General features: G+C 71.9%; 17 protein-coding genes. 4 read left to right on the top strand and 13 right to left on the bottom strand.

Annotation, left to right across the window (positions count from 1 at the left end; all coding sequences use genetic code 11):
* The 6 genes from AC0IY1_RS23485 to ygfZ form a co-directional block, all read right to left on the bottom strand.
* Positions 1 to 242: hypothetical protein (locus AC0IY1_RS23485; protein ID WP_471772838.1), on the bottom strand; the 242-nt coding region annotated here is incomplete at its 3' end.
* Between the two features lie 19 nt (positions 243 to 261).
* Positions 262 to 540, bottom strand: coding sequence for an exodeoxyribonuclease VII small subunit (locus AC0IY1_RS23490; protein WP_103712171.1), 279 nt, complete (start codon positions 538 to 540; stop codon positions 262 to 264).
* 180 nt (positions 541 to 720) lie between these two features.
* Positions 721 to 1,254, bottom strand: coding sequence for a tyrosine phosphatase family protein (locus tag AC0IY1_RS23495; protein ID WP_471772841.1), 534 nt, complete (start codon positions 1,252 to 1,254; stop codon positions 721 to 723).
* Positions 1,254 to 1,874: an HD domain-containing protein gene (locus AC0IY1_RS23500; protein ID WP_471772844.1), complete on the bottom strand. Its 621-nt coding sequence runs from the start codon at positions 1,872 to 1,874 to the stop codon at positions 1,254 to 1,256. The genes AC0IY1_RS23495 and AC0IY1_RS23500 overlap by 1 nt, the downstream gene beginning before the upstream one ends.
* The gene (locus AC0IY1_RS23505; RefSeq protein WP_471772846.1) at positions 1,871 to 2,527 is read right to left on the bottom strand and encodes a DNA-3-methyladenine glycosylase I; all 657 of its coding nucleotides are present in this window, start codon (positions 2,525 to 2,527) and stop codon (positions 1,871 to 1,873) included. Before AC0IY1_RS23505 ends, AC0IY1_RS23500 begins: the two co-directional genes overlap by 4 nt.
* A gap of 49 nt (positions 2,528 to 2,576) precedes the next feature.
* On the bottom strand, positions 2,577 to 3,428 hold the full coding sequence (gene ygfZ, locus AC0IY1_RS23510) for a CAF17-like 4Fe-4S cluster assembly/insertion protein YgfZ (protein ID WP_471772848.1): 852 nt from the start codon (positions 3,426 to 3,428) through the stop codon (positions 2,577 to 2,579).
* A 116-nt stretch (positions 3,429 to 3,544) separates the two neighbouring features.
* Here ygfZ and AC0IY1_RS23515 point away from each other — a divergent pair, with 116 nt between their 5' ends.
* Positions 3,545 to 4,882: a dihydroorotase gene (locus AC0IY1_RS23515; RefSeq protein WP_471772851.1), complete on the top strand. Its 1,338-nt coding sequence runs from the start codon at positions 3,545 to 3,547 to the stop codon at positions 4,880 to 4,882.
* Between the two features lie 124 nt (positions 4,883 to 5,006).
* Here the strand turns inward: AC0IY1_RS23515 and AC0IY1_RS23520 are convergent, their stop codons facing one another.
* The 6 genes from AC0IY1_RS23520 to pdxH form a co-directional block, all read right to left on the bottom strand.
* A complete protein-coding gene (locus AC0IY1_RS23520; RefSeq protein ID WP_055954093.1) occupies positions 5,007 to 5,261 on the bottom strand; it encodes a hypothetical protein in 255 nt (84 codons plus the stop codon).
* Between the two features lie 161 nt (positions 5,262 to 5,422).
* On the bottom strand, positions 5,423 to 5,836 hold the full coding sequence (locus AC0IY1_RS23525) for a TIGR02301 family protein (RefSeq protein WP_103712197.1): 414 nt from the start codon (positions 5,834 to 5,836) through the stop codon (positions 5,423 to 5,425).
* 47 nt (positions 5,837 to 5,883) lie between these two features.
* Entirely contained in the window at positions 5,884 to 6,360 is a 477-nt protein-coding gene (locus AC0IY1_RS23530; protein ID WP_471772854.1) for an NUDIX hydrolase, read from the bottom strand.
* Entirely contained in the window at positions 6,357 to 7,493 is a 1,137-nt protein-coding gene (locus tag AC0IY1_RS23535; RefSeq protein ID WP_471772856.1) for a hypothetical protein, read from the bottom strand. Before AC0IY1_RS23535 ends, AC0IY1_RS23530 begins: the two co-directional genes overlap by 4 nt.
* A complete protein-coding gene (locus AC0IY1_RS23540) occupies positions 7,486 to 8,208 on the bottom strand; it encodes an SDR family NAD(P)-dependent oxidoreductase (protein ID WP_055954102.1) in 723 nt (240 codons plus the stop codon). Before AC0IY1_RS23540 ends, AC0IY1_RS23535 begins: the two co-directional genes overlap by 8 nt.
* Before the next feature lie 196 nt (positions 8,209 to 8,404).
* Positions 8,405 to 9,091 (bottom strand): pyridoxamine 5'-phosphate oxidase, encoded by a 687-nt coding sequence (gene pdxH, locus AC0IY1_RS23545; protein ID WP_471772858.1) that lies wholly within the window; start codon positions 9,089 to 9,091, stop codon positions 8,405 to 8,407.
* 88 nt (positions 9,092 to 9,179) lie between these two features.
* On the opposite strand from pdxH, the gene AC0IY1_RS23550 reads away from it, so the two are divergent.
* The 3 genes from AC0IY1_RS23550 (at position 9,180) to fabI (ending at position 11,900) form a co-directional block, all read left to right on the top strand.
* Positions 9,180 to 9,740, top strand: a complete 561-nt coding sequence (locus AC0IY1_RS23550; RefSeq protein WP_471772860.1) for an RT0821/Lpp0805 family surface protein — start codon at positions 9,180 to 9,182, stop codon at positions 9,738 to 9,740.
* 192 nt (positions 9,741 to 9,932) lie between these two features.
* The gene (locus AC0IY1_RS23555) at positions 9,933 to 10,871 is read left to right on the top strand and encodes a DnaJ C-terminal domain-containing protein (RefSeq protein ID WP_471772863.1); all 939 of its coding nucleotides are present in this window, start codon (positions 9,933 to 9,935) and stop codon (positions 10,869 to 10,871) included.
* 186 nt (positions 10,872 to 11,057) lie between these two features.
* On the top strand, positions 11,058 to 11,900 hold the full coding sequence (gene fabI / locus AC0IY1_RS23560; RefSeq protein WP_055954111.1) for an enoyl-ACP reductase FabI: 843 nt from the start codon (positions 11,058 to 11,060) through the stop codon (positions 11,898 to 11,900).
* Between the two features lie 15 nt (positions 11,901 to 11,915).
* Here fabI and AC0IY1_RS23565 read toward each other — a convergent pair whose 3' ends face one another.
* Positions 11,916 to 12,653 carry an AAA family ATPase gene (locus tag AC0IY1_RS23565; protein ID WP_471772866.1) on the bottom strand — a complete coding sequence of 246 codons (738 nt, stop codon included), beginning with the start codon at positions 12,651 to 12,653 and terminating at the stop codon, positions 11,916 to 11,918.
* Position 12,654: the final 1 nt, after the last annotated feature.

The raw sequence follows: 12,654 nt of genomic DNA on the forward strand, positions 1-12,654 counted from the left end.
ATCTCGGTGCGCACCGCATCCGCCACCGCCTGCAGCGCGCTCTCCGGCAACAGACGCAGCGCCGAAGGCTCCGCCAGGCCGTCCAGGATCGCCGTCGCCTCCGAGACGGTCTCCGATGCCGCTTGCGCGCGCTCGTCGTGCGAGGTCTTGCCTTGCGAGGTTTCTTGCCGTGACACCGAACCAACCTCACGCCCGGAGGGAAAACATGCGCGCAATGACTTGGCGCCAATGAAGAATTTCAATTGGAAGCGGAACCGCTCCCTAGTCAACGTCGAGGGGCGCGACGCCCGCCGCCTTGCCGTCGGCACCCAGGGTGATCTTCTGGATGCGTGCCTCGGCCTTCTGCAGCAGCCCTTCGCAGTGACGCTTCAGCGCCTCGCCGCGCTCGTAGATCGCCACCGACTCGTCGAGGGGGACATCCCCCTTCTCCAGGCGGCGCACGATGTCCTCGAGTTGCTCCAACGCCTTCTCGAAGGGCAGGTCGAGGCTCGGCTCGTCCGTACCGGACGTCGACGCAACGGCGGGTCGCGTGACACTCATTCTAAACTACCCCGTGATTCTGACGGTCTAAGCCGCGAGCCCGGAAGCCGACAACCCGATCCGGCCGGTGGATCGTCGTTTCGTCGTCCGGGGCGGCGTTTGCGCCACACCTCGACAGCCCGGTTTCAGGGCGACGACGGGCAGCAGGCCCGAAGCCGGATCGGTTTGTCCTGGAAGAGCTTACGCGACGACTTGGAGGCCGGCGCTGAAGTCCAGCCGAAACGGCGCCCCCTCGAAGGCCTCCGCGCCACGACCGATCTCCGCGATCGCCGCGACCATGCGGCCTTCGCGGCCCAGCATGCGGTCGGCGAGGGCCACGAACAGGGCGTTGGGCGTTGCCGACGGGGCGGCCGCGCGAAGCGCCCGGGCGATCTCGGCCTCGTCGCGGTCCGGGGCCAGGGCGCAGGCGACGATGTAGGCCGCCGCCGTCGAGCGGCTGATCCCCGCATAGCAGTGGATCAGCAGGGGCTGGGTCCGGTCCCAGGCTCTCGCGAAGTCGAGGATCTGCGCGATGTGGGCCTCGCCCGGCGTGACGTGCCCCTCCATCGGCGCGACGATGTCGCTGACCTCCACGACGCAGTGGCGTCCCTCCGGGATGCCCGCCGGTCGGGCGATCGCGGTGCCGACCTTCATCAGGGTCATCAGATGGGTCGCGCCGGACCCGTCGAGCGTGTCGGGAAGCCGCGACAGGGGGCAGACCTCGAGATGCGGCATCAGGCGGGCTCCGGGGGCGCGCGGACAGGGACAGGGGCGAGGACGTGAAAACGCGCGAGGAAGCGGGCCTGCACCACGTCGGTGGGCCAGGGGACCAGCAGCGCCTCGGCCTCGGGACCGAGGGGCGCGCAGGCGCCGAAGATCGCATCGGCCTCCGAGCCGGAGAATCCGGCCAGACGCGTCGCCTCGTGATAGGCGGCGACGCCGTCGGCCCGCTTGACCAGGGCGGACAGCGCCGCGCCCGGTTCGGGAAGCCCGAAGCGCTCGCGGATGGCAGCGAGGAGCCGTCGCTCCACCGCCTTGTAGGAATCGCCGATCGCCGCCTTGAAGGGCGAGATGATGTCGCCGATGACGTATTCGGGGGCATCGTGCAGCAGCAGCTCGAGGCCGTCGCCGGCGCCGAGGCCCGGCGCCTCCCCGCGGCCGATGGCCTCCACCAGCAGAGCGTGCTGGGCCACGGAGAAGACGTGCGGCCCGGCCGTCTGCCCGTTCCAGCGGGCGACGCGGGCGAGCCCATGGGCGATGTCGGCGATCTCGATGTCGCGGGGGGCCGGGTCGAGGAGGTCGAGGCGGCGCCCCGACAGCATCCGCTGCCAGGCGCGGCCGGGCGCGCCGCTCATGCCGGGCCCCCGACGACCTTATCTTCATCTTGATGGATCCGCCCCCCGAGGGCGGCGCAGGGCCCGTGCCGGTGGCAGCCGACGAGGTGATCGTTGACGAGGCCGACCGCCTGCATGAACGCGTGGACGATGGTCGGGCCGCAGAACGCAAAGCCCTCCGCCTTCAGGGCCTTGGACAGCTTTCGCGAGATGTCGGTTTCGGTGGCGATGCCCGCCCGATCCCGCGCCGTCCCCTGGATCGGCGCGCCGTCGACGAAGTCCCAGAGGAAGGCCGCGAAGCCCGTCCCGCGCGCCTCGATGGCGAGGTAGGCCCGGGCGCCCGCGATCGTGCCGACGATCTTGGCCCGGTTCCGGATGATGCCGGTATCCTGCATCAGCCGCGCCACATCGGCCTCGGTGAAGCGTGCGATCGCCTCCGGGTCGAAGCCCGCGAAGGCGCGACGGAAGCCCTCGCGCCGGCGCAGGATGGTGATCCAGGACAGGCCGGCCTGGAAACCGTCGAGGATCAGCTTCTCGTAGAGGGCACGGCCGTCCCGCTCCGGAACGCCCCATTCGGTGTCGTGATAGGCGACGTAGACGGGGTCCAGCCCGGCCCACCAGCAGCGGGTGCAGCCGTCGGGATGGGGGATCAGGCCGGAGGCGTCGGTCAGCATCGCCGAGGGTTTAGCCGGGCGCGGCGGCGCCGTCGATGTCGCGCTGCGCTCAGCCGGCCGGTGCCGTCTCGGGGAACGGAAACGTGGCGAAGGCCGGCTTCTCGACGCCGACCGGAACCGTGCCCGCCCGCAGGGGCTCGCCGGCCGCCAGGGCGTCGGCGAGGCGGTCGAGGCGGAGGAGACCGAGAGCCCGCCCGCCCGCGACGCTGCCGACGGTGCCGAGTGCGCGCTGTCCGGCGGTGATCTCGGCCCCGGTCTGGAGTGCTTCGTCCGAGACCGCGACCAGCGGGACGATCCGGGTCCGGGCCGTCCCGCGATGCTGCATGCGCGAGACCACCTCCTGGCCGACATAGCAGCCCTTGCGGAAGTCGACGCCGCCGATCTGGTCCATCAGGGCCTCGTGCGGGAAGGCGTCCGACCAGGGAAAGTCGCGCCCGCCCTCCGGAATGCCGAAGGCGATGCGGTGGGCGTGGTAATCGGCCTCGGTCGCATCCGCCGAGAAGGCGCCGAGGGCGAAAGTCAGGCGCTCGCCCAGCGCCCCGAGGCGGCCGTCGCGCCGGCGGGTCACCGCGGCGGCGGTCTCGGCCCCGTCCCAGGCGGCGGCCACGCCGAGGGTCGGCGCGAGAGCGATCGTCACCTTGGCGCGCAGGCGGTAGAGCCCGAGGCGCTTGGCGAGGTCAGGCGCACGCTCGGCGGCGGCGTCGAGCTCGAAGCCCTCCGGGGTGCGGCCGACGAGAAAGTCGAACAGGATCTTGCCCTGCGGCGTGAGCAGCGCACCGAGGCGGGCCTCGCCGGGCTCCAGGGTCTCGACGTTGCAGGTCAACACGCCCTGCAGGAAGCTCGTCGCATCCTCGCCCGAGACGGTGACGACGGCGCGGTCCGGCAGCAGGGCGATCGGCATGGCGACTCCTTAACACAGGCGGCGGCGGCATTGCGCCCCGTCCGGGCCTGACATAAGCCGCCCGCGACCCCGTCTCAATGTGCGTCCGGACCGCGCACGGCCCCAGGAGATTCGGAATGGACCAGCCCTTCGACCTCCTCCTCACCGGCGGCACCGTGGTGAACCAGGACGGCGCGCACCGCGCCGACCTCGGCATCCGCGCCGGCCGCATCGCGGCGATCGGCGACCTCGCGGCGACCGAGGCCGCCGAGCGGCGCGACTGCACCGGCCTGCACCTGCTGCCCGGCGTCATCGACAGCCAGGTGCATTTCCGCGAGCCGGGACTCGACCACAAGGAAGACCTCGAATCAGGCTCGCGCGCGGCCGTCATGGGCGGCGTGACCACGGTGTTCGAGATGCCGAACACCAACCCGCTCACCACCAGCGCCGAGGCCCTGGCCGACAAGGTCGCCCGGGCCCATCATCGGATGCATTGCGACTTCGCGTTCTGGGTCGGCGGCACCCACGAGAACGCGCACCTCGTTCCCGAGCTCGAGCGCCTGCCTGGGGCCGCCGGCATCAAGGTGTTCGTCGGCTCCTCGACGGGCTCGCTGCTGGTCGAGGACGATGCCGGCGTCACCGAGATCCTGAAGCGGACCCGCCGGCGCGCCGCCTTCCACGCCGAGGACGAGCCGATGCTGCGGGCGCAGAAGGACCGGCGCATCCCCGGCGATCCGTCCTCGCACCCGGTCTGGCGCTCACCCGAGGCAGCCCTGACGGCGACGCAGCGCCTCGTGCGCATCGCCCGGGCCACCGGCGCGCGCATCCACATCCTGCACATCTCGACCAAGGAGGAGATGGCGTATCTCGCCGGAGCGAAGGACGTGGCGACCTGCGAGGTGACACCCCATCACCTCACCCTCGACGGCGACGAGGCCTATGCCCGCCTCGGCACCCTGGTGCAGATGAACCCGCCGGTGCGCGGGGCCGACCATCGCGACGGCATCTGGCGCGGCCTGTCCCAGGGCGTCGCGGACATCCTCGGCTCCGACCACGCACCGCACCTGCTGGAGGAGAAGGCCAAGCCCTATCCGGATTCGCCCTCGGGCATGACCGGAGTGCAGACCCTGGTGCCGATCATGCTCGACCATGTCGCCGCCGGACGGCTGTCCCTGGCCCGGTTCGTCGACCTCACCAGCGCCGGCCCGAAGCGGCTGTTCGGCATCGCCCGGAAAGGGCGGCTCGCCGTCGGCTACGACGCCGACGTGACGGTGGTGGACCTCAAGCGTCGGGAGACCATCCGCAACGACTGGATCGCCTCGAAATGCGGCTGGACGCCCTATGACGGCGTCACCGTGACGGGCTGGCCGGTGGGCACCCTGGTGCGCGGCCACGGCGTGATGTGGGAGGGGGCTCTGACCGCGCCGTCCCGCGGCGAGGCGGTGCTGTTCGAAGAGGCTCTGCGTCCGGCCTGAGGCCGACGCAGCAAAAAGGGCAGGCGCCCGGCGCCTGCCCTTCGGTTCTTCGCGCCGGTGGAGCGCCGCGGCGCTCCGACATCGACTTCGTTAAGGTTTTGGCCTCGTTAAGGCTTGGGCTTCGTTAATGCTGCGGGCTGGTGGTGAAGGCGCCGCCGCGGATACGGTCCGGAAAGCCCTCGGCGTAGCGGGCAGTGGCTTCCTCGCCATAGGTCGTGACGAGTTCCTGGAAGGCCGCGAACAGGGCGGCCTGAGCCATGCAGTCGCCGTCGAGCCCGTCGAGACAGCCTTCGGCGAACGCTTCCGAGACGTAGCTCAGGGCGACGCGCTTGTCGTCGAGATCCGCCTCGAAGGGCGCGGAGACCGTATCCATGTGCATGGGCCACATCATCGTTTGCGCCGGTGAACGACCCGGCGAGTAACCACGAGGATAGGGCGATCGGTGGAGTTCGCAAAGCCAGGAATTGCGAAGCGGTTAACGCGGGCGCTCAAATTCTCCGTTTTCGCCTGCGGCCCGGACGCTGTGGCCAACCGGCATCACTACCCGCCGAACCGGCTCGCCAGGGCGTGCGACAGGCGCTCGCCCTCGGCCACGTAGCGGGCGGCCGCCTCGTTCGCGGCGGGGGTACAGACCCGGTAGGTCAGGCTGTAGCCGCGATAGCCGCGATTGTAGGCGCCGGCGAGACGGTCGCGCCGGCTGGGGGTGACGCCCTCGGCCTCCATCAGGGCCTTCATCCGGGCCGGCCACTCGGCGGCATCGGGCGCGGCGCAGAGGTCGCGCAGGAACGCGAGGGAGCCGATGACCTCCGAGAGGCGGAGCAGGTCGCGGTCGTAGGGCGCCGGCGGCGGCTCGGGCGGGGGCGGCGGCTCCTTCTCCTTCTCGGCCGGCTTCGGTGCAGCCCGGGACGAGCCGCCGCGGGATTGCTGGGCGAACCCGGCCTCCGGCACGGCCATCAGCACGGCGAGGCCGCACAGGACCGCGATCCCCGCACCACGACCCTTCACGCCGCGGGCTCCGCGCGGCGGGCGGCCCGGGCGAAGGCCTCGCGAACGGTCCCAGCGAGACCGGGGGTCGTCGCCAGGGTCTCGAGCTCGGCAAGGGTGGACCAGCGCACGCCCAGGGCTTCCGGGCCGGCCACGGGCTCGCCGCCGGTCCAGAGGGCCGCGTGGGGATGGACGACGTAGTGGTGGCGCACGCGGTCCTCGGCGTCACGCAGGATGATCTCGGTGGGGCTGAGCACGCCCACCACCTCGGCCGACAGCCCGACCTCTTCCTGCAATTCGCGCAGGGCCGCCTCGGCGAGAGCCTCGCCCGCCTCGACGAGGCCGCCGGGAAGGGTCCAGACACCGCGCATCGGCTCGTTGGCCCGGGCGGCGAGGAGCACCCGGTCGTCGCGCAGGACCGCGATCGAGGTGCCGACGAAGGGCCGCGTCGGGAACAGGCGCGACTCGGCCGCCTCCGGATCGGTCGCGCTCATGGCGTCACCACGGCGATGCGCCCGTCGGCGAGGCCGACGAGGAGTCGGGTGGCCGGGCCCCGGCCGAGGCTGGCGAGGCCGAAGGCGGCGAGCCCGGGCAGGGCTGCGCGCGATCGCTCGCGGATGCCCTCCTTCAGGGAGAGGATCGCCACGGCGCTCCGGTCGGCGATCGGCAGGGCCAGCTCGGGGGCGCCCTCGCGCTCCGGCTCGACCAGGGCCGCGAGGTCGACCTCGCCCTCGCCCGGCGAGACGTTGGTGTAGCCCGGTGCCGCCCGGGCCAGGCGCAGGGCGCCGGCCTCCAGGGCCCAGAGCTGCAGCTGGCCGGCGCCGTCGGGGGCCGCCACGGCCGCGATCTGCGGTCGGCCGCTGCCGGAGAAATCCGCGATGGCGGCCGGCTTCAGGGGCTGGCCTCCCGAACCGGCCGCCTGTTCCGGACCGCGGGCCATCAGGGTCCAGGCCGCTCCGGAGGCCGTCGCACCGGGCTCCGCCTTGGCGAACAGGGCAAGGGCGGCCCCGCCCGCGGGCGCGACCGTGACCGCGAGGACGACGGGCTTGCCGTCCAGCCGGGCGATCCGCGGTCGGCGCAGGGCGAAGGCCGCGTCGGGCGCGGCGGACAGGGTGGTGGTGACGATCGGCACCGGCTTCGGGTCGCCCCCCATCGCCACCGGCTGACGCTCGCGGATCACGAGGGCGCCGGCCTGCTCGGGGCCGCCGGCCAGGGCCGGCCGGGGATCCGCCAGATGGACGCTCAAGGGGCCCGAGACCGCGCGCCGGGAGCCGGGCAGGGCGCCGCGCGGGGTCTCGGCGGTCGCCAGACCGTCCACCGCCTCGGCGCCGAGCAGGGTGGTGGTCACCTGTCCGTCGACGAGGCTGAGGGCTGCGCCGCCGGCGTCGCCCCAGACCACGGCGATCGGCGCCTCGGGCTCGGGCGTGGCCGGATCGGCGCTGCGGAAGCGGGCGAGGGGCAGCAGGCCGGAGGTCGCCACCGCGATCGCGACCTCGCTGCCGGGTCCCCGCAGGGCACGGGCCCGGAAGGGCAGGTCGAGGATCGTCACCGACGGCTCCGCGCAGGCGGGGGACACGCCGATCAGCAGCCCGATGAGAAGCGCGCGGCGCGCCCCCCGTTCAGACATGCTGGCCGCCGTTGATGTGCAGTTCGGCGCCGTTCACGTAGGAGGAGGCCTCGGTGCACAGGAAGTAGATCGCCTTGGCGACCTCGTCGGGCGTGCCGAGCCGGCGCTGCGGGATGCCGGCCACGATCTTGTCCGTGCCGGGCGACAGGATCGCGGTGTCGATCTCGCCCGGCGAGATCGCGTTCACGCGGACGCCGAGGGGGCCGAAATCGCTCGCCATCTCCCGGGTCAGGCCGGCCAGGGCCGCCTTGGAGGTGCCGTAGGCGGCGCCCGCGAAGGGGTGCACGCGGGACCCCGCGATCGACGTGACGTTGACGATGGAGCCCTTGGCCCGGGTCAGCTCCTCGCAGAGGCCGCGGGCCAGGAGGAGGGGGGCGAACAGGTTGACCTGGAACACCCGCTGCCAATCGCCGAACTCGGTGGCGATGGCGCCCAGGCGCTCGCCCTGCGGGCCCTTCGGCGAGATGCCGGCATTGTTGACCAGCGCGTGCAGGAGGCCACCCTCGGCAGCGAGGCGCCCGGCCACCTCCTCGATGCCCCGCACCGTATCCTGGGGATCGGACAGATCGACCTGGAGGTGATCCTCCGGGCCCATCTCCCAGGGACAGTTCTCCGGAAAGGGATGGCGCGAGCAGGTGATCACCCGCCAACCGGCGGCCGAGAACCGTTTGACGGTGGCATGGCCGATCCCACGGCTCGCCCCCGTGAGCAGCATGATGCGCCGGCGTTCGTTGGATGAGGCCAAGACCGTTCCTTCAGGATCGGGAGGCGTTCGGCCGGCGGAACCGCCGTGCCGCCGCGAAGCCCCCACGCCACGCTCAGGTCTAAGGGGCGCGGGGGCTAAAATCCAGGGTCATCCCGCGACGCACCAAGTGGCCGGCCTGCGGAGGGCCAGGGTCCGCCGATCCGCCTCAGGGATAGAGGCGCGCCCCGCGCCAAATCCCGCCGTCGGAGGTCTCGCCGTCGGAGGTCTCGCCGTCGCGGGTGAAGCGGACGCGATCGTGCAGGCGGAACGCGCCGTTCTGCCAGAACTCGATCGAGACCGGTGCGATGCGAAAGCCCGTCCAGTTCTCCGGACGCGGCACCGGGCCCTCCCCGTAGCGCTCGGCGAGGGCCTCGACCTCGCGCTCGAGGGTCGCCCGATCACCCAGGGGACGCGACTGGCGGCTCGCATGGGCCCCGAGGCGGCTGTTGCGGGCACGGCTGGCGAAGTAGGCATCCGCTTCCTCGGGCGTGACGCGGGTCACGGGGCCACGAGCGCGGACCTGACGCCCCAGGCTCTTCCAATGCAGCACCAGGGCCGCCTGCGGGTTCTCGCGCAGCTCGTCGCCCTTGGCGGAATCGACGTTGGTGTAGAACACGAATCCGCGCGCATCGACGCCCTTCAGCAGCACCACGCGCACGTCGGGCAGACCGTCGGCGCCGGCCGTGGCCAGCGCCATCGCGTTGGGATCATTGGGTTCCGAGGCCTCGGCCTCGGCCATCCAGGTCGCGAACAAGGCCCACGGATCGGTGGCGCGGGTGAAGTCGCCGCCGGCCCCCGTGGCGTCCCCGTTCGCGCTGCGGGAAGCGGGATCATCGATCCTTAACCGTTCCAAGGCGTAATCCTGTGGTGAGATCCGGGTCGGGGGCACCGACGTGGGACACGAACGTTTCGGCCCAACACGTCGTTTGAGATCAGGTGTAATGCGTCGGCGCGACTGTAAAGCCCAGGCCGTCCCGGAAATTCATGTCCGCCGCCGGTCGCGGACCGTGCCGCGACGGGCCACGCGGGCCATCGGCCTCAGCGTGCTGCTCGGCTTGAGCGGTTGCGGCCTGCCGATCATCACCTTCCAGGCGGAGGAGACGGCGGCCGGCGCCGTGGCGGAGGCGGCCAAGCGCGGCGACAAGGCGAGTGCGGCCCTGTCGGACGAGCCGACGGTCACAGGCAGCATCGACAAGCGCCCGCTGGGCTTCGGCAACGATCTGGGCGTCGAGGATTGGCGCCGCGCCAACGCGGCGCTCGCCGTCGCCCTCGATCCGCAGGGCAACGGCCGCCCGGTAAAGTGGGACAATCCGGAAACCACCCTGCGCGGCTCGGTGAACCCCACCGGCCTGCCCTACGTCGCCAACGACCTCGTCTGCCGCGACTTCCTGGCCTCCGTCATCTCGCCGGCGGGCAGCCGCTTCGTGCGCGGCACCGGCTGCAAGCCCTCCGGCGGCGACTGGACCCTGACCAAGGTGCGGACGGCGAAGGCGGCGTCCTGAGGGTCGTCGCGGAAGGCCGCGGCGGGTCCGTCCGGATCACAGGGCGAACAGAAGCGTTGACGCCGCGCCAATCGCAGCGAATTCTCGCGCGAGACCGTTGCAGAGAAGCAACAGGCCGTCCACATGACAGACGAATCCGAAGGAGCCGGGCCCGTGCCCGGTCCCAGGCGGCACCGAGAATCCTGAAGACCGATGCGAAATCCCTACGATGTGCTGGGTGTCTCCAAGGGCGCCAGCGAAGCCGATATCAAGAAGGCCTACCGCAAGCTCGCGAAGGCCTACCATCCCGACCGCAACCAGGACGACGCCAAGGCCAAGGACCGCTTCGCGGAGGCCAGCAGCGCGTACGAGATCCTGGGTGATGCGGGCAAGCGCGCGCAGTTCGACCGCGGCGAGATCGACGCGGACGGCAAGCCGCGCGCGACGGGTTTCGAGGGCTTCGGCGGATTCGGCGGCGGGCGCGGCGGCGGCGGCGGTGGAGGCTTCGACTTCGAGAGCGCCGCGCGCGGCCGCGCCCCCGGCGGGGGCGGCGGCATCGGCGAGGACATCTTCTCCCACCTGTTCGGCGACGCCTTCCGGGCGGCCGGTGCCGGGCCCGGCGGCCCGCAGCGCGGCCCCGTGAAGGGCGAGGACGTGGCGGCCGAGCTCAGCGTGACCCTGGAGCAGGTCGCCAGCGAGGAGAAGCTGCGCCTGTCCCTGCCGGGCGGGCGCGACGTGGACGTGGTGGTGCCCAAGGGCGTGGTCGACGGCCAGACCATCCGCCTGCGCGGCCTCGGCAACCCGGGCGGCCTGCGGGGCGCGCCGGGGGATGCGCTGCTGACGATCCGCATCCTGCCCCATGCGCGCTTCAGCGTGGACGGCGCGGATCTGCGCGGCACCGTGGACGTGTCCCTGGAGGACGCGATCCTCGGCGGCCCGATCCGGGTGCCGACGCTCACCGGCGCCGTCGAGATGAAAATCCCGCCGATGACCGGCTCGGGCCGCACCTTCCGTCTGCGGGGCAAGGGCCTGCCGAAGAAGGACGGGACCCGGGGCGACCTCCTGGCGGTCACCGCCGTGATGCTGCCCACCGCCGAGGATCCGGCGCTCACCGAGTTCGCCCGCGCCCGGCGCGCGGCCAAGGCGGGCTGACGCGACCACCCGGCGGACCAGGCCGATCCCGACGCCCCCGGCCGGATGCGCGACGGCGCTCCGGCGCTGTCAGGCCCCGGACTTCCGTCCCAGGCGCGCCTCCGCTAAGGATGCCCGGCGCGAACACGCCGATCCGTCGCCCGACGGGCCCGACGGCACGCGCCACGGCTCTCGCTCAGGTGACACATGGCGGACACGCACCCGGTTCACGATCACGTCGGCGGCCTTCTCGCCGGCAAGCGCGGCCTGGTGCTCGGTGTCGCCAACAACCGCTCGATCGCCTGGGGTATCGCCAAGAGCGCGGCCGCCCACGGCGCCAAGCTCGCGTTCACCTACCAGGGCGACGCCCTCAAGAAGCGCGTCGAGCCCCTGGCACGGGAGCTCGATGCCCACGTGGTCGGGCATTGCGACGTCACCGATCCGGCCTCGATCGACGCGGTCTTCGCCGCCACCGCCGAGGTGTTCCCCGAAGGCATCGACTTCGTCGTCCACTGCATCGCCTTCTCGGACAAGGACGAGCTGACGGGCCGCTACGTCGAGACCTCCGAGGCGAACTTCACCAAGTCGCTCCTGATCTCCTGCTACTCGTTCACGGCCATCGCCCAGCGCGCCGAGAAGCTGATGCCGAACGGCGGCTCGCTGCTCACGCTGACCTATTACGGTGCCGAGAAGTGGATGCCGCACTACAACGTCATGGGCGTGGCCAAGGCCGCTCTCGAGGCCTCCGTGCGCTACCTCGCGGCCGATCTCGGCCCCTCGAAGATCCGCGTCAACGCCATCTCGGCGGGCCCGATCAAGACGCTGGCCGCCTCCGGCATCGGTGACTTCCGCTACATCCTGAAGTGGAACGAGTACAACGCCCCCCTGCGGCGCACCGTGACCATCGAGGAGGTCGGCGAGACCGCCACCTACCTCGTCTCGGACATGAGCAAGGGCATGACCGGCGAGATCCTCCACGTCGATGCCGGTTACCACGTCGTCGGCATGAAGAACCCGGAAGCCCCGGACCTCAGTCTCGACAAGGACTGACGGGACCGACGGCCTTCAGTCGTCCTCGGCGAAGGCACCGAACAGCTTCAGGCCCTCGATCCAGGTCGCGCCCTCGCGCTGGATCACCCGGTGGGGGCGCGTCCCGCCCTCCGCCAGGATGGCGTCGGCCAGCCGTCCGGAATGGGTCACCAGCCAGACCTGCGTCCGCGCGGAGGCCATCACGATCAGGCGGGCGAGGGGCGCCAGCAGGTCCGGATGCAGGTCGGGATAGCCGCCGCCATCCGGAACGGTGCCGAGTACGGTCTCGGACGGCAGCAGGTCGCCCCCGAGGCTGCGCTTGCGCCCCTCCCCGTCGCGCAGGAAGCCGCCCGGGCCGTGGCGGTGGAGCAGGGTGGCGGGCCGCCGGGCCGAGATCAGGCGAAGCCGCTCGGTCTTGAGTTCGGGCTCGAGGGGAAAGCCGGCCGCGGCTGCGGGCGGCTTGCAGCCGACCTCGACGGCATAATCGTAGGCCAGGCCGCTCACATCGTCGGCGAGTTCGACGCTCCAGCGAATCCGAGCGGACTCGTGGACCTTGCGCGCCCCGGCCCAGCTCACGGAGTCCAGGCTGCCTTCGGCCACGAGATTTCGGATCAGGGTGTCCGTCGCAGCCGATTGCAGGTATTCCAGGGCCCGGTAGAGATTGGTCTTGCCGACGCCGTTGGCGCCGATGAAAACCGAGAGGGACCCCAGCGGGAAGCGGATCGCGTGCAGCGAGCGGGACCCCGACACGGCGACGTCGCGAACAGCCAGCATG

This window comes from Methylobacterium sp. AC690, from assembly GCF_979256535.1.